Annotated in this window: 14 protein-coding genes, 1 pseudogene and 3 riboswitches; of the genes and pseudogenes, 1 reads left to right on the top strand and 14 read right to left on the bottom strand. The window is 73.2% G+C overall.

The window, feature by feature from the left end:
• Positions 1–23 precede the first annotated feature (23 nt).
• From ACFXOZ_RS01210 to ACFXOZ_RS01160, 11 genes are all read right to left on the bottom strand, one after another.
• Positions 24–5,687, bottom strand: a complete 5,664-nt coding sequence (locus ACFXOZ_RS01210; protein ID WP_380586313.1) for a PA14 domain-containing protein — start codon at positions 5,685–5,687, stop codon at positions 24–26.
• Positions 5,688–6,332: 645 nt separating this feature from the next.
• Positions 6,333–7,130, bottom strand: a complete 798-nt coding sequence (locus tag ACFXOZ_RS01205; protein ID WP_380586310.1) for a (2Fe-2S)-binding protein — start codon at positions 7,128–7,130, stop codon at positions 6,333–6,335.
• Positions 7,127–8,002, bottom strand: coding sequence for a CbtA family protein (locus tag ACFXOZ_RS01200; protein ID WP_380586307.1), 876 nt, complete (start codon positions 8,000–8,002; stop codon positions 7,127–7,129). The genes ACFXOZ_RS01205 and ACFXOZ_RS01200 overlap by 4 nt, the downstream gene beginning before the upstream one ends.
• A 26-nt stretch (positions 8,003–8,028) precedes the next feature.
• A complete protein-coding gene (locus tag ACFXOZ_RS01195; RefSeq protein WP_380524497.1) occupies positions 8,029–8,247 on the bottom strand; it encodes a CbtB-domain containing protein in 219 nt (72 codons plus the stop codon).
• Between the two features lie 37 nt (positions 8,248–8,284).
• A riboswitch (cobalamin riboswitch) is annotated at positions 8,285–8,409 on the bottom strand.
• Positions 8,410–8,431: 22 nt separating this feature from the next.
• Complete coding sequence (locus ACFXOZ_RS01190; RefSeq protein WP_380524496.1) at positions 8,432–9,220, bottom strand: ECF transporter S component; 789 nt, start codon at positions 9,218–9,220, stop codon at positions 8,432–8,434.
• Positions 9,217–10,860, bottom strand: coding sequence for an ABC transporter ATP-binding protein (locus ACFXOZ_RS01185; protein WP_380586304.1), 1,644 nt, complete (start codon positions 10,858–10,860; stop codon positions 9,217–9,219). The genes ACFXOZ_RS01190 and ACFXOZ_RS01185 overlap by 4 nt, the downstream gene beginning before the upstream one ends.
• Positions 10,857–12,107, bottom strand: coding sequence for a CbiQ family ECF transporter T component (locus ACFXOZ_RS01180; RefSeq protein WP_380586301.1), 1,251 nt, complete (start codon positions 12,105–12,107; stop codon positions 10,857–10,859). The genes ACFXOZ_RS01185 and ACFXOZ_RS01180 overlap by 4 nt, the downstream gene beginning before the upstream one ends.
• A 4-nt stretch (positions 12,108–12,111) precedes the next feature.
• Positions 12,112–13,200, bottom strand: a complete 1,089-nt coding sequence (locus ACFXOZ_RS01175) for a hypothetical protein (RefSeq protein ID WP_380524493.1) — start codon at positions 13,198–13,200, stop codon at positions 12,112–12,114.
• Positions 13,197–14,753, bottom strand: a complete 1,557-nt coding sequence (locus ACFXOZ_RS01170; protein WP_380586298.1) for a prenyltransferase/squalene oxidase repeat-containing protein — start codon at positions 14,751–14,753, stop codon at positions 13,197–13,199. Before ACFXOZ_RS01170 ends, ACFXOZ_RS01175 begins: the two co-directional genes overlap by 4 nt.
• Positions 14,754–14,915: 162 nt before the next feature.
• A riboswitch (cobalamin riboswitch) is annotated at positions 14,916–15,060 on the bottom strand.
• Positions 15,061–15,220: 160 nt separating this feature from the next.
• A complete protein-coding gene (locus ACFXOZ_RS01165) occupies positions 15,221–15,718 on the bottom strand; it encodes a flagellar hook-length control protein FliK (protein ID WP_380524491.1) in 498 nt (165 codons plus the stop codon).
• 29 nt (positions 15,719–15,747) lie between these two features.
• Positions 15,748–16,854, bottom strand: a complete 1,107-nt coding sequence (locus ACFXOZ_RS01160; protein WP_380524490.1) for a peptidase — start codon at positions 16,852–16,854, stop codon at positions 15,748–15,750.
• A gap of 98 nt (positions 16,855–16,952) precedes the next feature.
• Positions 16,953–17,101, bottom strand: a riboswitch (cobalamin riboswitch).
• Positions 17,102–17,212: 111 nt separating this feature from the next.
• On the opposite strand from ACFXOZ_RS01160, the gene cobF reads away from it, so the two are divergent.
• Entirely contained in the window at positions 17,213–17,971 is a 759-nt protein-coding gene (cobF, locus tag ACFXOZ_RS01155) for a precorrin-6A synthase (deacetylating) (RefSeq protein ID WP_380524489.1), read from the top strand.
• Positions 17,972–18,017: 46 nt separating this feature from the next.
• Here the strand turns inward: cobF and ACFXOZ_RS01150 are convergent.
• The 3 genes and pseudogenes from ACFXOZ_RS01150 to ACFXOZ_RS01140 all read right to left on the bottom strand — a co-directional run.
• Positions 18,018–18,215 (bottom strand): annotated as a pseudogene (locus tag ACFXOZ_RS01150) (enoyl-CoA hydratase-related protein); the annotation flags it as partial.
• 302 nt (positions 18,216–18,517) lie between these two features.
• Entirely contained in the window at positions 18,518–18,856 is a 339-nt protein-coding gene (locus ACFXOZ_RS01145; protein ID WP_380524487.1) for a peptidoglycan-binding protein, read from the bottom strand.
• Positions 18,857–19,586: 730 nt separating this feature from the next.
• Positions 19,587–23,441, bottom strand: coding sequence for a SpoIIE family protein phosphatase (locus tag ACFXOZ_RS01140; protein ID WP_380586295.1), 3,855 nt, complete (start codon positions 23,439–23,441; stop codon positions 19,587–19,589).
• Positions 23,442–23,455: the final 14 nt, after the last annotated feature.

Here is a 23,455-nt window from a genome sequence, read left to right as displayed (position 1 = left end):
TCGTAGCGCATCTATCAGGGTCCTTACGGCCTGTACCCCGGAGAATTGACCTTGTTCGAAAGGTTTCCCTTGCCTCCGAGTTCGGCGATGAGAGACGCTTCTTCCTTCTCGCGGGCTGCCTTGCCACCCGGCACGTGGACGAGCAGGACGTCGTCTCCCTTCTCCGTCCTGCCGTTCCTGGCGTGCTCCTTCAGTCGGCGGTCGAAGTCGTTGGTCTGCCCCACGTACGTGCGCCCTTGCGCGTCCGCCCTGTCCTTGAACGCGTAAACGCCCTCTTGCGGCAGGCCGCAACTGTTGTTGTGCACCAGGACGGGGGTGGGCCCTGCCAGTACGTAGTAGGTGTGGACGTGGCCGATGGTGAGGTTGTAGACGGTCTGGCCGTCCACGTCACCGCGATCGTGCACGCTGGTGACGGTCGCGACGTCGACGCCGCCTCCGCTTCGGATGCGGTCGCCGAGCCGCAGGTCCCCCGCGTCGGTCCAGCCCGGGCCGTCCACCCAGAACGGGTGGTTGGCGGTCGCGGTGATCGTGGTCCCAGGGGTCCGGGCATCGAGACCGATGTCGATGAGGTGCTTCGTGCCGTGGCCGACGATGACGTCCGTGACGGGCTCGTCCAGGGTCGCGCCGGTGGCGGGGTCCGTGGCCTGGACCCGGTCGCCGACCTGAACGACGCTGATGGGTTTGGTCGAGCCGTCGGCCATCACCACAGGGGTCTCCACGGAGAAGGAGTTGCACTTCTCCGCAGCTTGCACGGCTCTACCGACCGTCGAGGCTTCCTTTCCGGCGGTTCTGGCGAGAGTGCTGGCGAGCTTGCCACCGGGGATGGCACCGAGCGCGTCCATGGCGGCTTCTTTGTAGTGCCCTTGCGCCAGCTGCCCGGCTGCGGCTGCGCCGGAGGCGACAGTTCCAATCGGGCCCGGCACGTAGGCCACGACTTCTGCCGCTTTGGTGGCGGTGGAGACGACGGACTTCCAGCCGAAGGTACCGGCGAGGTCCAAGCCGTTGACCGGGTCCGCGTTGACGTAGTCGTAGTCGTTGGCCGATCCGCCCGCGACGGGGTCGACCTGGAGGAAGCGGCCGAGTACCGGCAGGTAGAGGCGGGCGCCCATCTCGATGGCCTGATGGCCAGCCAGGTGTTCCACCGGCCGTTCGTGCTGGCCCAGCCACCCGAAGTCCATCCCGCCGGCGACGGTGGCGGGGATCGGGACGTCGGTGAAGGAGCCGGTGGCGGGGTCGATGGTCTGGCCGTAGGGGTCGTAGAGGCGGATGCCACCCGTGAGGGTGGCGGCCCCGTCCGCAGTGAACAGCACATCCCCGTGAATGTTGGGGTAGGACCAGTTGGTGGTGGCGGTCTGGTCGTAGTTCTTGGTCAGCAGCACGCCGCCGGGCAGTGCCACGATCCGCTGGTGCAGTCCGCCGTCCTTGCTGAGGATGAGGTCGGCGTCGTCGTGCTTGGAACTGTAGGAGTAGCGGGTGGTCCCGTTCTTCGACACGTCCGTGGCACCGGTGACCGTGCGGGCGGTCAGCCTGTCGGCCGGGTCCCGGGTGTACGAGATCGCTGTCCCGGAGGCGGTCGTGGTCTGGACGTGCCGTTTGGTGACGTCGTACCCCAGGGTGTCGCCCCCGGCCTTGACCGTGTCGCCGAGGTCGTCGTAGCCGAACGACAGCGCGGTGCCACCACTGGTGGACGTCAGCTGGTCGGCACCGTCGTAGCAATAGCCGGTGGCGACCGCCGGGGCACCGTTGAGACTGTCCGTGGACGTGGTGCGGTTGGTGTTCAGCCCGGCGGCCTTCGCTGTCCCGCAACCGTCGGTCGGGTCGAACCGGTAGGTGAGCTGGTGGTGCGGGACGCTCGCCGCGACGAGCCGGCCCACCGTGTCATAGGTGTAGGCGTACGTCGCGACGGACTTCCCGTCCGCGGTCACCACGTCGTCGGTGACCCGGTTGTCGCGGGACCGGGTGACCGTGTCGACGACCGTGGACGCGGAGGTCCTCCACGCCAACGCCGTTGCCTTGCCCGCGCTGTTGCGTACCAGCGAGTCCAGGCGGGATCCGTTGCCGTAGGCGACACCGACCAGTTCGGTGGCCGCATCGTAGGCGGGCGTGGCGACGGTGGTCCCGTCCAGCTTGACGCTGGTCAACTGGGTGGCGTCGTTCCAGGCGTACGTCACGGTGCTGGACACGCCCTTGACCGTGGTGGTGTCCGTGATCAGGCGCCCGACCTGGTCGTACGTGGAGGTCGAGGTGACGCCGTTGGCGTCGGTGTAGCGGACCTCCTGGCCGAGCAGGTCGATCCCGGTGGTGATCGACCCGTTCTCGTCGGTCAGCTTCGAGATCAGCGGATCACCGTCGACCGCCCAGTCCGTGACGACCGTACGACCCGGCTTGCCCCCCTGCGCGGGAACGCTCTTCTTGACCACCCGTCCACGTGCGTCGTAGCTGTTACAGGCCCACGGCTCGCCGTTGACGCGCTGGGCCACCACGCGGCCCGCCTCGTCGTACACCGTCTCACCCGTGAGCGCCGCCCCGCTGTCCGGTTTGGCCGCAGTGGCGGTCTTCGCCATGCCGGCCTGGTTGGCGGCAGGAGCGCTCGGATCGCAGGGATTGGCGCGGGTCTCGGAATCGCCGTAGTAGACGGTCGTGGTGCGCTTGTCGGGGTTGGCAATGTCACCGGCAGGCATGGCCGAGGCCAACCTGCGCAGGTATCCGTCGCCCGGACGCTCGTAGGTGGTACGGGCGGTCAGGCCCATTCCGCCGGGATCGGCCGTGGTGGACACGGTGAGCCCGTACGCCGGGTCGATGCCCGCCGCCGGGTCCGAGTAGCTGCTGGCGCTGTGCTTGGACGGTGCCCGCTCCTGGTCGCCGCCGGAGGTGTCGTCGGTGGTGGTGCCCGTCGCCCAGCCGTAGCGGGGGGCGAGGTTCGTCCCGGGTACCGGGACCGGGGTACCGGTGCCGGGCGGGGTCCAGGTGAAGGCCAGGGCCCCGGTCGTGCCGGAGCGGTTGTAGTAGTCGACGCGGACGCGGTGCCGGCTGCCGGCCGTGGTGTTGGCGTACGTGCCGGTGACTGCGGTGGCGGGCTTGTCGCTCCAGCTGTCGACGGTCAGGACGTCGTCGACCCAGAGGCGGACGCCGTCGACGGCGGTGAACCCGAGGCCGTACTGCCCGGCTGCCGGGAACTGCACCTCGCCGGTGAAGCGTCCGGACCAGCCGCCGGTGTTCGCCACCGGCGGGCTCGGTCCCCACGACCGTGACAGTGCCCCGTCGGCGGCGCCGACCCCGGTGGCGAACGCCTGCGGGACGCCCGCCAGTTCCGGGTTGTCGTAGAAGGCGGCCGACAGCCCGGCCAGTCCCTCGTCGTAGGTGGTGTGGGTGTGCGGCATCTTCGCCGCGCAGGCGGGTGTCGGGGTCTGGCCGGTGAAGCAGGACGCCGGTGCGGGCCCGTACTTGTCGACCGGGCGGTCGGCGTGGTCGTAGACCGTCGTGGAGCGGCGGCCGGCGCTGTCGACGGCCGCGGTGGCCTGGTCCTTGGTGTTCCACTCCGCGGCGATGCTCGCCCCGGTGAAGTCGGTGGTGACCAGGGTGCGTCCGGCGTCGTCGTAGGTGACGGTGCGGGAGCGGGTGGAGTCGTACACCCCGGCCAGGGCCACGGTGGCCTGCTTGCGCTCCAGGTAGTACTGGTAGAAGTGCTCGGCGCGCTTGTCGGCGGAGCGGCCGTCCGGGGCCGGTGCCAGCACCTGGACCGCGCGCAGGGCGGGCGGCTCCTGGGGCTGTTCGGTCACGGAGTCGTAGCCGATCACCGTGCAGACGGCGGCGGTGTCACCGGTGTTGGTGCACGCGTTCGCCGCGGACGGGGCCTGGTGCGCCACCCAGTCGTAGGCCAGGGCGTCCCGGATGGTGGCCAGCGGCCCGATGCTGTCCAGGGCCTTCTGCTTCTCCTCCTCGTTGTCCCCGGCCTCGTCGTAGCGCTGCTTGGCCGAGGCCCGGCCCAGGTAGTCGAAGTCCTGCATGACCGCGCCGGGGTTCTCGACCCGGGCCAGGGTGCCCATCTGGTACCAGAGCCTGGTCTCGCTGCCGTCCCAGTACCGGATGCGGCAGAGCATCTGCGGCGGCGCCGGGTCCGAGCCGGGCGGGCGGGGCGTTGCGCCGTAGCAGCCGTCGCCGCCGTCGGTGTTGTAGAAGAGCTGGTGCGAGCGGCCGGAGACCGGGTCCTTGATCTGCGTCAGCCGCGGCGGCGTCCCGCTGTAGAGGTACTGCAGGGCGGCCGGTTTCTTGCCGTCCAGGACCGACTCCACCGCCGCCAGCGTGCCGTCGGGGTTGAACAGCGACACGGTGTCACCCTCGGTGAGGGTGATCCGGCCCGAGGTGTCGAAGGCGAGGACGCCGTCCTCACCGGCCGGCGGCGCGTAGCCGCCCGTGGAGGCCTTGGCCCAGGTGTGCTTGCCGCCGGCTCCGTCGGTGAGCACCACCGAGCCGTCCAGCATCTCGGCACGGCTGTAGCCGCTGGACTGCGCCGACAGCGTCCAACCCGCCGGCAGCGCCTGGGAGTCCGCGGAGAGCAGCCACTCCGTCGGCACGATCCTCGGATCCAGGTTGTGGGTGCGGTGGTCGTCGGTGCCGGTGCTGCTCTTGGCCCACAGCACCATGCGCGGACGGTCGTCGGAGTGGTGGTACAGCTCGACCCGGATCGGCACCGACTGGCCGGCCTTCAACGCGACCTCGCCGGCCTGGCGCGGGCCGGGCAGCAGGAAGTCGTTGCCGGGCTCGGCGGGCCCCGCGTTGTCGTAGACGAGCTTGTCGCCCAGCCAGATCCGGGCGCCGTCGGTGTGGGCGCCGGCGAACCGGAAGTCCCCGGTGACCGGGGCCTTGAACTGGCCCTCCCAGCGCACCACGAACCAGTTCTTGTCCAGGGCGGGCGGCATCGGGTTGTCACGCCACGGCAGGTTGTCCGGGTTGCCGGTCCACGGGATGCCCCAGTCCAGGTTGACCTGTGACTCGCCGCGCACCATCACTGGGATCGCGTCCGGGGCGCCCGCGTGCCGGGAGTCGTTGAAGTACGAGGCGCGGACGCCGTGCGGGGCGCCCTCCCGGGAGTTGTAGGCGAGGTTGACGCCCGCCGATCCGCCGACGGTCTGGAACGCCGGCCCGGCGGCCTCGACGTGCGCGTTGCCGTTGAACAGGTTCACCGTGACCGGGCCCAGGTGGTCGGTCGGTGCCGGCCCCGGGTCGCCGACCCGCTGGTTGACCGTGAAGTGCCCGACCCACTGCGGCGGCGTGGCGGTCGTCCCGCCGGACACCGCGGTCGCCGCCGTCCAGGTGTACCGGCCACCGTCGTGCAGCACGTGCTTGGGGACCGTCCACTGCGGCTGGTCGAGGCACCCGGAGTCCACCACGCTGCCGGATCGGCCGTCGAACCCGGTGGAGACCTTGAAGCAGTAGAGGACGCCGTCACCGGCCGCGGCCACCTGCAGCGCGGGCGTCTCCGTCCCCACCACGGCGCCGTCGACCGGGGACACCGGGCTGGTCTGCGGCGCCTCCTGGGCTGCGGCGCGCTCGCGCCCCCGTTCGTCGGAGCGCGGATCCCCGCTGGCCGCCAAGGGCGCGAAGTCGGCCTTCGGCTCCCGCAGTTCGGCCTGCGGCTGCTGCCCGGCCGCCGACGGGACCGACAGGATCGGCAGATCCCGCGGCACCGCTCTCGATGCCACGGATCCGGATGAGGACGCGGGCGCGGGCGCGGACGCCTGCGCCGGTGGCAGGCCTCCCGCCTGTGCCAACGGAGCCACCAGCGCCGTCGCCACCACGAACACGATCCACCGGAACCGCGAGCGCGCGGACGACCGCGCCATGCCGGCACCTCTGGACAAAGCCCCCTCCAACTCCGTTGACGTCCGCCGGACCCGCGGCACGGCAGGACGCGTGTCCACGCTCCTCCGGTCCCGACCGGAGGACTCGGGCAACGAATCCTCCGCGAACGACGGACCCCACGGAACAGGGCCGGTACACCTTGGCCGGATCCACCGAACCGCCGTGCCTCCAAACGGAACACCGGTCACAGCGTCCGGCTGTCACCGCCCGGACACTCCTGTCAGGGACATGTTCAATAACATGCCCACGGGTATCCCTAAGCGGAGTCGTGGAACGGCCCGGCGCCCGCGACCCACTTGGCCGAAAACCGTACGGCCGGTCACCCCTTCGATCGGTCGGTCAGCCGATCGGGACCTCGGTGAGCCGCCGGGGCAGTCGGTCCTCGCGTGGGGCCATGGCTCCGCTCACCATCCTTCCTGGGATCGGCCGCCCGGGGGCTTTGCGGCAGGCCCGAGGGGGCCCTGCTCCGCTCAGGCGTCCGCCGGCCCGGCGAGGACGCAGTCGCCGCACAGCGCGCCGGCCCGGTCCGGTGCGGCCCGGTAGATGAGGCAGCAGCTGCGGCGGCGGAAGCCGGTGCCGTCCGCGGCCACGGTGCCGGCCCCGCGCAGCGGCGGAACCGCCAGCAGGCGCCTCGCGAACTCCCGTGCTGCCAAGGCGAGTTCCGGCCGCGAGCGGGCGACGCCCGCGGCCGCTCCGTTGACCGCCGACGCGACATTGCCCCAGCGGATCCGCGGTGAGACGGAGAAGGCGGCCACCGCTTCGCCCAGCTCCCGCACCGGCCCGTCCAGCACCTCCGCCGCGAACCGCGCGGCGAGCTCGGCCCGGTCGGCGACGGGAACGGCGTCACGGGCGGGCAGCGACAGCGGGAACAGGCCGCCCGGTGTCGGCTGCCACCTCGCCTCCCGCAGCCCGTACCCGAGCAGCGCCCCGTCCAGGACGGCCACCGCGAACGCGGGTGAGAGCAGCCGCGCCACCAGCCCCAGGTGGGTCACCGAGGCCGCCACCCGCTGCTCGACCGCCTCGGGCGGACGACCCCCCGCCGCCACGAGGTGGTTCCGGGCGAAGGCCACCCGCTCCCCCAACACCGCTGGATCATCGAGGAGTTCGGCCATCGGCCGCCACGGCACGGCGACTGCGCCGTCGTCATGGGTCTCGTGGGCCTGGCAGGTCTCGTGGGCCTCGTCGGCCTCGTGGGTCTCGTAGGCGAAGAACGGCCCGAGGGCCGCGACACGCTGCGGCGTCGCGGTCCTCGGTCGGGTGTGCGTCACGCCGCGCCGACCGGCTCGGGGCCGGACTCGGCCGGGACCGCCGTGGCGGCCGCCGCACGGGCGTTGATCACTCGCTCGGCCATCGGTCCGAAGAGCAGGCCCAGTGCGGCCCACAGCAGCAGCTGCGCGGCCACCGAGTAGAAGCGGAACTCGAACAGGGTGTCCGCCGGGAAGCCCGGGTAGACGATGGCGCCCTTGTCGTCGGTCAGCGGCAGCGGCGTCTCGGTCGCGTGATGGCCGAACTGCTGGACGTTGTCGGCGAGTTCGCCGAGCGAGGGGAGCACCGCCATGACGATGCCGATCGCCGCCGCGAAGGCGCCGGCGGCGAGCAGGGTGGCGTTCCAGTTCCCGAACCGGGCCTGGAGGCGCTTGCCGAGCCAGACCGCCAGCACGAGGAACAGGAGCGAGCAGGCGACCATGGCCAGGTACAGGTTGCCGCGGTCGCGGATGGTGTCGGGGTGTCCGATGGCCGGCGGGTTGGCGGGGTACTTGACGAACGGCACGAGGTACAGGCCGAGGAACCCGCCCAGGGCCACCAGCATCGCCAGGTTGCGCGGGCGGAGCCTGCCGGTTCGGCCGAGGCACACGGTGTACGCCACCGCGAACAGCGCGCCCATCGCCGCACCGAACAGGATCATGCCGGTGCCGATGCCGACGTTGGCCTGGACGGTGCGGCTGAAGATGTCCGGTCCGCCCATGTCCATGGGCAGGCCGGCGGCCTTGTCCAGCAGGCCCTGCGCGTCGTCACGACCGCTCTCGTACTCGATCGCCGCGTTGATCTGCGGCTCGGCGAAGATCCGCGCGAAGACGAAGGCGAGCAGGCCGGCCACTGCGCCGGCGAGCACGCCGCGCAGGATGAGTTTCTTCTCCATGTCTGGTTGTTCGCTGCTTCCGCTCGTCAGTGGCAGGGGAAGCCGAGGAAGTGCCGCGAGTCGTGGACGAACTCGTGGATGTGCATGTCCTTGCCGAACACGGAGTAGGCGCCCTGGTCGACGCCGATGAAGTAGTAGACGGCCAGCGCGAGGAACGCGGTGACGACGAGCCAGGCGACGGCCTTGGACGCCGGCACCACGACCGGGACGGGCAGGGCAGAGGGTCCGGGCATACTGGTGCTCACGGTGGAGCCTCCTTCGGGGATCGTGCGTCCCGCTCTTGTTGGGGCGAATCGTGATGGCGTCGTATCTGACTCGCGGGCCGTCCCGAAGGGCGATCCGCTCACAGTGGCGCGACCGTGCCGGAGTTCCACCGGCTTCCTTACGCCATCACTACATCCGGCAGAGTAGGCCTGTCCGCCGGGGCCGTCAATCGGCCTCGAAGCGCACGGTGGGTTCGAAGTTGGCGCGGCGGGCCGCTCGGCGGAAGACGGTCAGGACGGCGGGCCCGACGACGAGCACGGCGGTCAGGGTGGTGACGGCGCGGCCGGTGTCCCAGCCGAGCGACGTGGCGAGGTCGAACAGCAGGTAGCGGTGCCACTGCTCGGTGAAGGGCAGACCGGGGAGGTAGGCGATCGAACTGTTCGGGTCGGTGGAGAACGGCCAGAAGGACAGGTTGAGCAGGAAGCCGAACAGGTAGCCGGAGAAGGCCCCGTACACGGCCAGCACGGGCACCTCCACCCGGCGGCGCCGGGTCTTCGGCAGAAGGCCTGCGAGCATGCCGACGAAGGCGCAGCCGAACATCTGGTAGGGCATCCAGGGGCCGACTCCGCCGGTGAGCAGGGCGGAGGCGAACAGCGAGGTGCAGCCGAGGGTGAAGCCGAAGCCAGGGCCGAAGACGCGGCCGGCCAGGACGAGGATGAAGAAGACCGTCTCCACGCCGGCCGTCCCGGCGCCGAGGGGTCGGAGCCCGGCGTTGACGGCGGACAGGACGCCGAGCATGGCGAGCGCCTTGGCGTCGATGCCGCCGGCCGAGATCTCGGCGATGACGACGGCGAGGACCAGGACGAGCAGGGCGGCGAAGATCAGCGGCGGGGCGTAGTTGGAGCCGAACTTCCCGGGTGCGACGACGAACGGCCAGGTGAAGGCGACCAGGCCGATGAAGGCGGCCAGGGCGACGACGACGCGGGCCCGGCCGGGGATCCGTACGGCGGTCATCGCGCGGCCTCCGCCGGTTCGAGGGCCTCGGCGACCTGTCGGATCGTCAGGTAGCCGAGTGGGGCGAGGATCTTGGCGGTCTGCGGGGCGAAGGTGGGCGAGGCGACGATGACCTGGGCGGTCGGCCCGTCGGCGACGATCTCGCCCTCGGCCATCACCACGACGCGGTCGGCGGCGGAGGCGACGAACTCGACGTCGTGGGTGGAGACGACGACCGTACGGCCTTCGGCGGCGAGCGCGTCCACGATGCCGGTGAGCGCCTCCTTGGCGTGGTAGTCGAGCCCCCGGGTGGGTTCGTCCAGCAGCACGACCCTTGGTGCGGCGGACAGTTGGATCGCCAGGACGAGGGCCAGCTTCTGCCCCTCGGAGAGGTCCCGGGGGTGGGTGTCGTCCGGGATCCCGGGGGCCAGGCGGTCCAGGATCTGCCGGGCGGTCGGCCCGTCGGCGCCCTCGGCTTCGGCATCGCTCTGGGCGAGTTCCCGGGCGACCGTCTCCAGGTACAGCAGGTCGGTGGGGGTCTGCGGGACGAGCCCGACCAGCTGCCGCGCCCTGGCCGCGGGCAGGCGCTTGGGGTCCTCGGCCTTCCCGCCCCCGGCTCCGGTGACCTTCACGCTGCCGCCCTGGCGGGGCCCGGAACCCTGGAGGGCCCACAGCAGCGAGGACTTCCCGGAGCCGTTGCGGCCCATCAGCGCCGTGACCTCGCCCGCGCGCAGGTCCAGCCGGACGTCCCGGACGGCGGCCACCGGCCCGTACCGGACCACCACGCCCTTCGCCTCCAGCACCGGTTCCCCCGCCGCCGCTGCCCGGCGCGGCGGGGGAACCGGTACGTCCGTGAGCCGCTCCCGCAGCGGTGCGGCGGCGCGGCGGGCGTCCCGGACGGACAGCGGCAGCGGCCGCCATCCGGCCAGGCGGCCGAGGTCGACGACGGGCGGCGCGATCGCGGTGTCCCGGAAGACCTCGGCGGGCGGACCGTGCACGACCGTCCCGTCCCCCGGCAGGTAGGCGACGCGGTCGGCGTACTGGACGACGCGCTCCAAGCGGTGCTCGGCCAGCAGGACGGTCACCCCGAGGTCGTGGACCAGCCGGGTGATCGCGGCCAGCACCTCCTCGGCCGCCGTCGGGTCGAGCGCGGAGGTCGGCTCGTCCAGGACCAGCACGCGGGGGTGCGCGGTGAGGACGGATCCGATGGCGACGCGCTGCTGCTGGCCGCCGGAGAGCTCGTGCAGGGCGCGGTGGCGCAGCTCGGCCAGGCCGAGCAGGTCCAGGGTCTCCTCGACCCGCTTGCGCATGACCTCCGGGGGGATCGCCAACTGCTCCATGACGTAGGCGAGTTCCTCCTCCACCGTGTCGGTGGTGAAGCCGGCCGACGGGTCCTGTCCCACAACGCCGACCACGTCGGCGAGTTCCCTCGGCGGGTGGTGGGCGGTGTCCCGGCCGTCCACGGTGACCCGGCCTCGCAGGGTGCCGCCGGTGAAGTGCGGCACGAGGCCGTTGACGGCGCCGAGCAGGGTGGACTTGCCCGCCCCGGTACGGCCGACCACCAGGCAGAGCTCGCCCTCCGGGATGTGCAGGTCGACGTCGCGCAGGACGGGCGTGCTCTCGCCGTCGTACACCACGCCGACCCGGTCGAATCGGATCACGTGCTCACCTCGGAGGTCGTGCGGTCGGTGGTGGTGGCGGCGGCGATGGCGGTGGCGTCGTCGGGCTGCGCGGTCGGGCGCGGCCCCGGCACGGCGGTGGGTCCGGGCGTGCGGCCGGGCGGCGGCGAGACGATCCCGGCCGCGCCCGCCAGGAGCAGGGCGAGCACCGGGACCAGCGGCAGCGTCGGCCAGGTCAGCGGGTAGAGGGAGGGGTTGAGGTCGGTGGCGTCGTAGCCGACGGTGGCGGACAGCAGCACGGCGGCGGCCACTCCGCAACCGGCCACGCCCCACTCCGCGGCCCGCCAGCGGTCCGGCCGGTAGGTGGTGCGCCGCACCCGGCGCCCGCCGAGCAGCAGACCCGCCACGCAGAGCACGGCACCCGCGAGGAAGGCGGGCAGGCCGAGCGCGGCCGGGGCCGTCCCGTCCAGCAGTCCGTACACCCCGGCGCACAGGCCGCACAGGCCGAGCAGCATCAGCACCCCGGTGAGCCGGCGGGACCGGCGCGAGGCGGTGCCGGAACGCCCGTAGCCACGCGAGTCCATCGCGGCCGCGAGGCCCAGCGAACGCTCCAGCGCGTCCTCCAGGACCGGCACCACGATGCTGCGCAGGGCACGGACGCCCTTGCGCCGCCCCGCACGCAACCGCCGTGCCCGGGCGACCCGTTGGACGCTCTGCACCAGCTGGGGCGCGACACTGAGCGCCACCGTCACGGCGACGCCGAGCTCGTAGAGGGCACCGGGCAGGACGCGCAGGGCCCGCTTGGGGTTGGCGAGGGTGTTCGCGGCGCCGATGCAGCAGATCAGACAGGCCAGCCGCAGCCCGTCGAAGGCGGCGGAGAGCGTGGCCTCCAGCGAGACCGGGCCGCCGATCCGGATCCCCGCGTACCAGTCGGGGGTGGGGATGTGCGGCAGGGAGAAGAGCAGGTGGTCGTGCGGGGTGACACCGGTGGCGAAGACGCATCGGAAGACCACCCGGATCGCCACCACCGTCAGCGCCAGCCACAGGTAGTAGGTGAACCCGCGGGCCCACGGGGCCTCGCTGCGGCGGGCGGTGACCACGTAGCCGAGCACGGCGAGGACGAGCAGGAGCAGCAAGGGGTTGGTGGTGCGGCTGGCCGCGGTCGCCAGGGCGAGCGCCCAGGCCCACCAGGCCAGCGGGTGGAGGTTGCGCGGGGCGCGCCGGCCCCCGGCGCCCCGCCCGGGGCTGCGCTGCGGGGAGCCGAGGCCGCAGGTGTCTTGCGCGCTCACCGGATCACTCGGCCCGTCGGCGGCGACGGCGTGCGGCCACCACCGTGGCCACGCCCAGCGCCACGACGAGGACCGCCCCGAGCGCAGCGGGCACCATCGAACCGGAGTCGTGCGGGGCGTCGGCCACCGGGTTGGCGTCCACCACCCCGCCGGGCACGGCGGGCGCGGACGTCGCCCCGGCCGCGGCCACGGCCGTCTGCGGTGTCGGCCCGTCACTCGGGGTCTCGGTCGGCGGGGCGGTGGAGACTTCGGCCGGTACCGGCGTGGGATCGGGCGCTCCCGGCGGGGTGATGCCGTCCGCAGGAGTGGCCGCGGTACCCGTTCCCGGGGTCGCGGCGGGCGCCGGCGGACGGGTTCCGCCGGGCCGGGGTGCGGCCGGGGCCGGGGCACCCCCGGTCGAGCCGGAGCCGCCGCCACGCGTCGTACCGCTGCCGCCCGTCGTGCCCGATCCGCCCGTCGTACCGGAACCGCTCGCCGCTCCGCCGGAGCCGCCCGTCGTGCCCTGGCCCGGGTCGGCCGGCTGCCCGCCGGAACTGGGGTTGTGGGCCCGGACGCTGTCCGGCGAGAAGGTCGGACGCCCCTCGGTGCCCTCCACGTTGGTGCCGCCGTAGATCCACAGGTCGACGCTGCCGGGCTTCGGCTGGTAGAGCATCGCCCCGAGCTGGCTGTAGGACCACTCGTTCTGGCCCGGATCAGCGTGCCAGTACGACCAGTACGCGGTGGCCGGAGGTGTCAGGACGCACTTCTCCTGGTCCGGGGTCGGGAACTGCTTGCCGCCCTGGTAACCGCTGTAGCCGATCCGGCAGATGAAGGCCGGGCCGTCGTGGCCGGTGCCGGTGGTCTTCCAACCCCCTTGGTTCAGCAGGGTGTAGCCGGTGGTGGGCGTGGAGCCGCAGGAGCGCAGCAGCGGGCCGCCCCACTTGCTCAGGTCCACGGCGAGGACGACCCCGGAGGTCGGAGTGCACTGCTCCATCGGCAACGGCGCAGCGGCAGCCGGGACCACGCCCACGGCGAGGCCGCCGAACGCCAGCGCGGAGGTCAGTGCCGCCGCTCCGGACAGCCGGGCGAGCCGCTGCCCGAGTCCCCGGCTCACCGGTGACGCCCCGGGGCGGCCGTCCGGCGGCGACGGGCGACGACGACGGCAGCGGCACCGAGCGCGGTCAGCGCACCGGCGGCCGCCGTCAGCGCCAGTGCCTGGGTTCCGGTGCTGGCCAGGTGGTCCGAACCGGTCTGCGCCGGTCCGCCTCCGACCGCATCGGCACCGCTACCCACCGGGGCGTCGCCGCCGCCGGACGACGGCGGGTCAGTGGCGGGGACGGGCGCGGTCGTGGGGGGCGCGCCGGTCGGGGTTCCGGAGGACGTGGTCGTCGGGGTGGGCGTGCCGGTCGGGGTGGGCGTGCCGGTCGGAGTGGTGGAGGGAGTACCCGTCGGGGTGGCCGTACCCGTCGGGGTGGCCGTACCCGTCGGGGTGGCCGTACCCGTCGGGGTGGCCGTACCGGTCGGGGTCGGCGTGCCCGTCGGCGTGGTGGACGGCGTCCCGGTCGGCGTCGGCGAGCCGCCGAGGTCGCGGGACAGCGTGCCGAAGGAGATGCCGGTGGCGCCGCCGAGCACCTGCGTGGACGCCCGGACGTCCGACCCCCGCTGCCCGGTGGAGGCGACGTTGAACCCGCCGTCACCGTTCTGCTGCCCGGCGAGGAAGTCGAGCGCCTTGGCGATCTGTCCGCCGTAGGCGGCCTTGCGCAGCGTCATCCCCTGGACGGCCAGCGCGGCCGAGTTGGTGGAGTTGCCGGCCGCGCCGGGGAAGCCGCCGTCGGGCAACTGCCGTGCGGCGAGCCAGCCGAGGCCCTTCTCGACCGCCTGGGCGGCCTCGTCCCCGGGGACCAGGGCGAGGGCCATGACGGCCATGGCCGTGCTGTCCACATCCGCGTCACCGGCGGCCGGGATCAGGCTCGGCCAGGACCCGTCCGGGTGCTGGAGGCTCCTCAGATAGCCGATCGCGGGAGCGGCACCGGTCGACTCTCCGGCCCGGAGCTGGGCCATGACGGCGAGCGCCTGGGAGAAGACCGAGGTGGCGTAGGTGTAGTTGCCCGGGGCGTCGCAGCCCGTGCTCGCGTCGGCCTTGGTGCACACCATCGCGGCGAGGGCGGCGATCAGGTCGTGGCCGCCGAAGTTCCGCGGGTTGCGGCCGACCGCCTCGGCGAGCAGCGCCTCCTTGCCGATGGACCCGCCGCCGGCGTACTCGGTGCCGATGGCGGTCCAGTCGTTGACGGTGCGCGCGCTCGCGTCCTTGCCCTGCTGGTCCAGGAAGTCGACGATCCTGCGCAGCGCGGCGTCGTCCGTACCGGTCGCGGCGAGGGCGTAGGCCCCGTCGATGGTCAGGCCGAAGTCGGCGAAGGCCGGGAACCCCTCGTAGTAGTGACCGTCCGTCAGGCGGGACGGGTCGGTGAGGTAGGCACTCCCCTTGGCGGCGTCCGGCTTCCTCCCGGCAGGCGGGGTCGGTGTGGCGGTGGGGCCGTCCGCGTCGTGCCGGGCGGTGGTGAGGTCGGCACCGGTCAGGGCCGGGATCGTCGGCCGGGCTGCCGCGCTCTCGGGGTGCCCCAGCAGGACCGTACCGCAGGCGGCGACCGCGACGGCACCGGCGACCACCAGCGAGGCGAGGTCCCGGTTTCTGTGACGTGTACGACTGCTGCTGACCCTCACGACGACTCCCTGGTCGGTCGACACGGGAGAAACGGCGCAGCCGACGGCCGCCCACGGGGAACACGGGACCGTCGAGACCACGTCGTAGTCCGCGACGACGCAAGTGCTGTGTGAACACACCCCCGGTCCAGGCATTCCGGCTCACCCACCCTCAGGTGGGTCCACGGTTGCGGGTCAGCGCCGGAGTTGGACCGGCTTCCCCTGAATGCCGAGGGCAAAAAATCGGTTCATCAGACCACGTTGACCGAAGCAGAGTCAATGAGGCGTCAGCGGTGGCCGAGCGGGAGGACCCGGGTGCGGCACCGGGGCTGACGCGCAGCGGTGGGGGGGTCACCGGTGCCCCGGCCCCTCCCGGGAGAGGAGCCGGGGCACCGGTCGGCGTCCGCGGTTCAGGACGCGGTTCAGGACGCGGTTCAGGGCGCGGTGATGCCCGGCTGGGCACCGGCGCCGAAGGACCAGCCCTCGACGTCGCCGGGTGCCGGGTTGTAGCTGCCCGCGCCCAGGTTGCTGTACGACCAGGGGCCGCCGTGCTGGGCGTGCCAGTACGACCAGTAGGCGCTGCCGGTCGGGTTGGTGCAGGTCGTCGGCAGGGCGTTGATCGTGCAGACGAAGCCCGGGAAGCGCGGGTGGAAGGAGTACGAGAAACCGGCCCCGGTCAGCGCGGCCAGGCCGCTGGCCGGGTCGCCGGGCGCACAGCCGGTCTGGACGCCGCCGCCGACGGCGGTGAAGTCGACCACGACGGTGACCCCGGTGGTGCCGGTGCAGGCGTCCGCCCGCGCCTGCGGGGCCTGGACGGCGGAGACGCCGAGCAGGCCGGCCGTGAGGGCCGCCGCAGCGGCGATCGACCCGAGCGTACGGCGGGCCGGGCGGGCACGGCGGGCCGGGCGGACCGCGGTGAAGGTGTCGGTCATCGGTGAAATCCTCCTGGAGTCAGGCTCGTTCAGCGCACGGCCGTGGGCGTGGCCGTGTCCCTGGCCGTGTCCGTGGCCGGGCAGGCGAGGGTAGGGGCGCCGGGGCGTGCACCGGCGGCGGACAGCGTGGCCAGCGGGGTGCCCGCGAGGCCGAGGACGGCCTGTGCCGTGGCCCGGGCACCGTTGCCCGCGTTGAAACCGCTCGCGTCGTAGGCGACGGCGCCGCGGACCGCCTGGTCGGCGGAGCAGTCCTGCTGGAACTTGACCAGCCGGCTCCAGCCCTTGAACCCGGCGGCCAGGCGCCCGCCGGAGAACAGCGCCTGGGTGGCCAGGCCGGTGGTGTTGGCGTTGGAGGCGGTCGCCCCGGCGGCCGCGAACCCGCCGTCGCCGTTCTGGTGGGCGGTGAGCCAGCCGAGTCCCGTGTTCGCCTTGGCGGCGCGACCGGTGGCGGCGAGGGCCTGGACGGCGAGCGCGGTGGCGTCGGGGTCGCTGGTGCAGGCGGCCTGGCCGAAGGAGACCGGGAAGCCGCCGTCCGCGCACTGGCTGTTCGCCAGGAAGTCGACGGCCGCCGCCGGGGCGTCACCGGGCGTGCGGTGCAGGGCGATCAGGGCGAGGGACTGGCCGAAGGCGTTGCTGTAGTCGCCCCACTGGGAGCGGTCGGAGAAGCGGCCTCCGGCGGTCTGCAGCGAGCGCAGCCGGGCCGGCAGGTCGACGCCGCCGAAGGCCGTCGGGTCCCCGCCGCGGACCTCGACGGCGAGCAGCAGCTTGGCGGTCGCGCCCGCATAGGCCTCGGTGGTGCCGTCGCCGAGGTAGCCGCTGATGATCTCGGGCTTCGCCAGCCAGGCGGTGGCCTTCGCGGCGGCGTCGTCGGAGCTGCGCGAGGCGGCGAAGGCCAGCACCGCGTCGATGGTCAGGCCCTGGTCGGGGTAGGCGGTCCCGTTGAAGACGGACTCGAAGTGGTCGCCGCCGACGAGCTGGCGGGCCAGCCAGCCGCCCGCGGCGGCGTCGGGGCGGAACGTCGCGGACGAGGTCGGGGCGGCGGGCGCGGCACTCGCGGCGGTGGCCGCCGGAAGCGCGGCGGCAAGGGCGAGAGCGGGTATCGCGAGCAGACCGAGGGTGCGGCGGAGCGCGGGCATGGAGACCTTTCCGGGCCCGCACACAGGGGCCCGGAGGGCCTCGGCGACGCACCGGGCAGCCCTCTGAGCTCCGGCCCGCAGACCACGACGGGAGGAGTGGACGACACACCTCCGCCGACGGGTACTCGGGCTCGCCACCGACGCGGAGTCGGAGGCCTACCGTTGCGGGTCAGCGCCGGACTCGAACCGGACTTCCCCCGAGGGCGGAGTCACAACTTGACGGCCCATCATGGCGACACGGAAAAGATCCGGTCAAGGGTTCGAGCGCGACACCACGCTGCCCGGCACCCGCCGTCGCGACGCGCGCTCCTCTCCCCGCCGTCCTGGCCAGGTCCTCAGGGACGGCAGAATGGCTCCCATGCGGCACATCTTCGTCATCGGCATCGGCGCGGGCGACCCCGACCACCTCACCCTGCAAGCGGTCCGGGCGATCGGTCGCACGGACGTGTTCTTCATCCTCGACAAGAGCGAGGAACGACAGGACCTGATCCACCTGCGGCGCCGGATGCTGACCGAGCACGGCCGGCCCGGGCACCGGGTGGTCGAGGCACCGGACGCGGAGCGGGACCGCACCACGCCCGCGTACACCGCCGCCGTGGACGACTGGCGCCTCCGGCGCGCCGACCTGGTCGAGCGGCTGGCCGCCGAGCACCTCGGCGAGGGCGAGACGGGTGCCTTCCTGGTCTGGGGGGATCCGGGCCTCTACGACAGCGTCATCGCGGTGGTGGAGGACGTACGGGCCCGCGGCGCGGTCGCGTTCGACTACGAGGTGGTCCCAGGCATCAGCAGTGTCTCCGCGCTCGCCGCCGCCCACCGCACCACCCTGACCCGGGTCGGCCGCCCGGTGCAGATCACCACCGGCCGCCGCCTGGCCGAGGGGTTCCCCGAGGGGGTGGACGACGTGGTGGTGATGCTCGACGGCCGGGCCGCCTTCACCGGCCTCGACCCCCAGGGACTGGAGATCCACTACGGCGCTTACCTCGGCACTCCCGACGAGATCCTGGTCGCCGGGCCGTTGACCGAAGCCGCCCCACGGATCCGCGAGCTGCGCGAGTCGGCACGCGAGCGCAAGGGCTGGATCATGGACACCTACCTGCTGCGGCGGTCGGAGGGCTGACCGGCGTGCGCCGCCCCGGGCGAGGGGGCTGCGCACGCGCGGACCGTCAGCGGTGCTCGAACTTCGGCGCCCGCTTCTCGGCGAAGGCGGCCATGCCCTCCTTCTGGTCCGCCGTGGCGAACACCGAGTGGAACAGCCGGCGTTCGAAGCGGACGCCCTCGGCGAGCGTCGTCTCGAAGGAGCGGTTGACGCTCTCCTTGAGCATGACCGCCGCCGGGGTGGACATCGCCGCGACGGTCTCGGCGGACCCGGAAGACGGTGCTGGTGATCGAGTGGCTCACGATCGCCACCGGGGTGATCCAGCTGCTCTCCCGCGGCTCGATCATCTCGCTGGCCGGCATCGATCGCGGGCATCATCGTCCTGGCGTACAGCTCCGCCGAGGGCAAGGAGTGGTTCACGGTCCGAAGGGCCGATCATCAGCGCCGGACGCCGGGTTGTCGACGTCGGGGGCGTGAGCGCGGTACGTCGGGCTCTGGCGGGTGCGGTGCTGGAACGGGATCTCCGCTGCGCAGGAGCGCCGGGGCCGTCCGGCATCATCAGCGAGGCTACGAGTTCGTCGGGATGTAGTCGTAGCAGTACTGCAAGCCGCCCTGCGGATTGATCTGCCAGTACGAATTCCACAGGGCGGTACCGGTCTTGGGCCCGACGATGCCGTCCCTGCTGAGGCCGTTGCCGTACGCGCGCTGGAAGTCCTCGACCATGCCCTCCGTATCCGGCCCGAAGTCGCCGTCCACGGCGATCCTGTGGCCGAGGCCGACACCGTTCAGGAAGGCCTGAACACACGAAACCGCGGGTCCGTGCGACCCCTTCTGCACGTAAGGGGCGGTGGTGGAGGCCTCGGCCGTTCCGCTGAGGCCGACGACCACGGACAGTGACAACGTCACGCCCGCAGCGACACGTGCCAGTGCGCGTGCTCTCATAGCGACTACATCCATTTCTGGGGCCATCCCCCGGTGGCTCTGGTGATGACGAAGACCAGTCATCAGCGCCAGGGATCCTACCTGAAATGATCAAGAAAGAAACCAGTCAGGCTGCCCATCCAGTGGGCGAGCTGGACGTCGCCGGTGGTGCGGCCGCCGCCGGCGGTGACCGGAATCCGGTGGGTGAGGGTCGCGCACCACTTGCGGGGCCAGGGTCAGGGCCGCCCGTCCCCACCGGGGGCGACGACCTGCCCGACCCAGCCCCAGAACCTTCGGAATGGACCGAGGAGAGAACGTGCGCGAAGCACACACCAGGGAGGCGCACGGCCCGAGGCGGCAGCGTCGGACGAAGACCACCCGGGAGAGGAGTGGGGCCGGTCTCACCGCAGCGAGACCGGCCGGAGGACAGGAGCGGCGCGCCGAGTCCGGGGGGTAACCTGCGCGCCGCCGGCCTGTCCACACACCTCCGGCTACCCCCGTGCCACCACTTCATGCACCACCGGGCCGTCGTCGGACGGCCGTTCCGCCTCCTCGCTCCCGGCACGACGCCCGCCCGGAACGCCGAGGGCTGCTGCACACCCGGTACCGGGGGCCGTACGGGAGCCGGAGGTCGGGGCGACGGGGCCGGGTGCAGCCCCGAGCGGTCGTCGCGCGCCGTCGTCCCGCGGCGCGGCGTCGTGGATGCCACGGCACGTCACCAGGGCTGCTGCCCGATCGGATCGTCACCGTCCGGTGGCCCTTCGGCCGGGGCGACGCCGTGGTGGTACAGCAGCAGCGCGACATCGTCCTCGTAACCGCCGGGTGGGGCCAGCGTCTGCATCAGCCGGTCGGCGAGCCGGTCGAGCGGGAGTCCGACGTTCTCGGCGAGGGCCCGGGCGGCGTGCTCGACGCTCTCGGGCAGCGGGACCCCGCGGCGTTCCGCCAAGCCGTCGGTGGCCAGCAGCAGGACGGAGCCGGCCGGGAGCACCGCGACGGCCTCCGGCCTGACCGTGTCGGGGGCCACGGCGAGGGGCAGCGACCGGCCGTCGTCGAGCAGGACGGTCCCGCCGTCCGCCAGCGCGACGATGCCGGGCGGGTGAGCGGCGATCGAGTACCGAAGGACACCGGTGACCGGGTCGAGGACCGCGCAGAAGACGGTGGTGCACAGGGCCCCGGGGACGCCGGCGGCGAACTCGTCGAGGGCGGCGAGGGTGCGGGCCGGGCTGCGGTCCTGGAGCAGCAGGGCACGGCACGCGCTGCGCAACTGGCCCATGACGGTGGCGGCTTCGATCCCGCGGCCGACGCAGTCGCCGACGACGATGCCGATCCGGCCGTCGCGCAGGGGGACGGTGTCGTACCAGTCGCCGCCCACCTCCAGGGGGCGGGTGGCCGGTTCGTAGCGGACCGCGAAGTCCTGCGGGAGATCGGCGGGGCCGAGGATGGCGCGTTGCAGGGCGATGGCCGTCTCGCGCTGCTGATCGATCCGGTGGGCTCGGGCGAGCCCTTGGGCCAGACGACCGGCGAGCAGGGTGAGGAGCAGTTCGTCCTCGCGGGTGAAGGGCCGGCGTCCGCCCAGCTCGACCAGCAGGGCGAGCGGGCCGGCCGGGTGCTCCAGCAGGACCACGGCCCCGCCCGGCACTGCCATCGGCGCGAGCATCGGGGCTCCCGCCACGGCCGCGAGATCGCGGTGCCGGGGAACGGCCGCCGCCTCCTGGGCGGCCGGGGCCCAGGCGACCGGCACCGGTGCGGCTTCGCGGGGCAGCAGTACGGCGAGCACCCGTTCCGCGTCCCACAGGGCCCGCAGTTCGGCCACGGCTCCGTCGAGGGCCCCGGCGACGCCGACCGCGTCGGCGACGATCTCGCCCAAGGCCGCGACCGCACCCTCGCGCCGGATCGCGTGGTACTCGGCGGTGACGTCGCGGAAGGTTCCCACGGTGACGGTGGTCCCCGTGTCGGGGTCCTGGACGCGGTTGCAGGCCGCTTGCACCCACAGCCGCTTCCCGTCGGCGTGCCGCACGGACAGGGTGGCACGGCCGCCGTCCCCGGAGACGAGGCGGGCGAAGGCGCGCGCCGTCCGCCGGTGCGCGTCGGGCTCGGTGTCGGCGTCCGGCCACCACGGGTGGGGCGGGGCGCTGGGGAGGTGTTCGGGGCCGTGGCCGAGCAGTGCGGCGAAGGCCGGGTTGGTCTCGACGACGGCGCCGTCCCCGTCGCAGACGAAGAAGGCGTCATGGAGGGAGTCGACCAGCGCGGTGCGCCAGCGGGCGTGTCGGCTGCGGACCCGGGACAGGTCGACGATCGAGCGTACGTGGGCGAGGAGTTCGGCGGCGGCGAAGGGCTTGACCAGGTAGTCGTCCGCGCCCGCCGCCAGTCCTTCGACGGCGGCCTCCTGTCCGGCCCTGGCGGAGAGGAGGAGGATGGGCACCCCTGCGGTGCGGGAGTCGGTCCGCAGGGCCTGGGCCAGGTGGAGTCCGTCCAGACCGGGCATCATCACGTCGCTGACCACCAGGTCGGGGAGGTGGGCCCGGGCCGCGGCGAGTGCGCGCCGACCGTCGGCAACCACGGTGACCAAGTGGCCGGCGCCGCGCAGGATGCGCGCGAGGTAGCGGCGCATGTCCGCGTTGTCGTCGGCGACCAGCACGCGGGTGGCGGCCGCGGCGGTCGCGGGGGAGCCGTCCCGGGAAGGGTCGGCGTACCGGCCGTCGGGCTCCTCGGCGTCCTGGAGCCAGCCCAGGGCCTCCTGAAGGTAGGACTGCGCCCCCGGGGACGGCGGACCGGAGCTGGCGGGCTCCGTCGGCCGCGCCCCGGGGCGGAGCGGCAGGGCCGCGGTGAAGCTGCTGCCCTCGTCCTCGACCGACACGGCGGTGAGAGTGCCCCCGTGCAGTTCGACCAGTTCCCTGGCCAGGGCCAGGCCGATGCCGCTGCCCTCCTGCGAGCGTGCCCGGGGATTGTCCACCCGGTGGAACCGTTCGAACAGGTGCGGGAGCTGGGCGGCGGGGATGCCGGTGCCGGTGTCCTGCACCGTCAGTTCCGCGCGCCCGTCCACCGCGCGTACCCGCACCCGCACCGCGCCTTCGGGTGTGAACTTGAGGGCGTTGCTGAGCAGGTTGAACACCACCTGCTCCCAGAGTCCCGTGTCGAGCGCGACCGGGGCCGGCAGGGGCGGGCAGTCGACCTCGAACGCCAGGCCCGCCGCCTCCATCGCGGAGCGGAAAACGGACGCCAGGTCGGCGGTGACCGCCGAGAGGTCGACGGGCACCGGAGCCGCCCGCAACCGTCCCGCCTCGATGCGGGAGAAGTCGAGCAGGGCGTTGACGAGCCGGCCCAGCCGCAGGCCGTTGCGGTGGACGGCCTCCAGATCGGCCCGGACGTCCTCTCCGGCGTCGGCCAGCCGTCGGCGGAGGTCCCCGACCGGACCCGTCATCAGGGTCAGCGGGGTGCGGAACTCGTGGCTGACGTTGGAGAAGAACGCGGTCTTCGCCCGGTCCAGTTCGGCGAGTTCCTCGGCACGCCGCCGCTGCGCCTCGTGGTCGCGGGCGCTGGCGATCCCGGCGGCCAGGTGGCCCGCGACGAGGCCGAGGAAGGCGCGGTAGTCACCGTCCAGCGGCCGGAACCGGTTCAGCCCGGACACGAGGAAACCGTCCGGGCTCTCCCCCGCGCGCGTCAGCGGGACCACCAGTGCCCGGGCCGGCGGCTCGCTCCACATCCCGTGCGGCAGTCCGTCGAAGACCGGTGCCGCGTCCAGGTCCACCACCCGGCTGTGTCCCTGGCGGGCCGCCGCCACGGGCCACGGCACCTCCGTGTCGGCGGGAAGGCGCGCCGGGGCCGCGGGGTGGGCGGCGTCGATGCCGGACGAGGCCGCCAGGCGCGCCGATCCGCCCTCCTCGAACAGGTAGGTCAGCGTGAAGGGCATCGAGTAGGGGTTGCGGGCGAGTTGCTCCGCGGCGAACGCCAGGAACTCGCCCTCGGTGCGTACCGCGCCGGGGTCCGAGCCGAGGTCGCGCAGGGTGGCCATCCGCCGCTCGGCGACCACCCGCTGGGTCTCCTCGTTGACCACGCACAGCACGCCGGCCACGGCGCCCGACTCGTCGCGCAACGGGCTGTAGGAGAACGTGTGGTAGCTCTCCTCCGGGTACCCGGAGCGTTCGAGGAACAGCAGCAGGTCCTCGTCCCAGGTCGACACGCCGTCGTGCAGGACGCTGTCGACCCGGAGGCGGACATCCTCCCAGACCTCCGGCCACACCGTGGGGAAGGGCCGGCCGAGCGCCCACGGGTACCGCTGCCCCAGGGTGTCGCGCCGGTAGGCGTCGTTGCAGAAGAACGTCAGCTCCGGGCCCCAGGCCATCCACATCGCGAACCGGGAGGAGAGCAGGATCTGCACGGCGGTTCGCAGGCTCTGCGGCCAGTGCTCCGGCTCTCCCAGCGGCGTCGCCGCCCAGTCGACCCGGGCCAGGTCGGCGCCGACGAGCGGGTCGGCGCCGAACACACCTCCCGCCGGGGGCAGCACTGCACCTGGCACCGGAGTTCCTCCCCCGTCGACGTGGGCACACCCGACCGCACTGGACCGGGTCATCGTGCCGCGTCGGC

This window comes from Kitasatospora sp. NPDC059160 (assembly GCF_042755465.1).
Taxonomy (GTDB): Bacteria; Actinomycetota; Actinomycetes; order Streptomycetales; family Streptomycetaceae; genus Kitasatospora.
The sequence above is the reverse complement of the archived record's forward strand: the minus strand, read 5'-3'. Positions and strand labels throughout refer to the sequence as shown.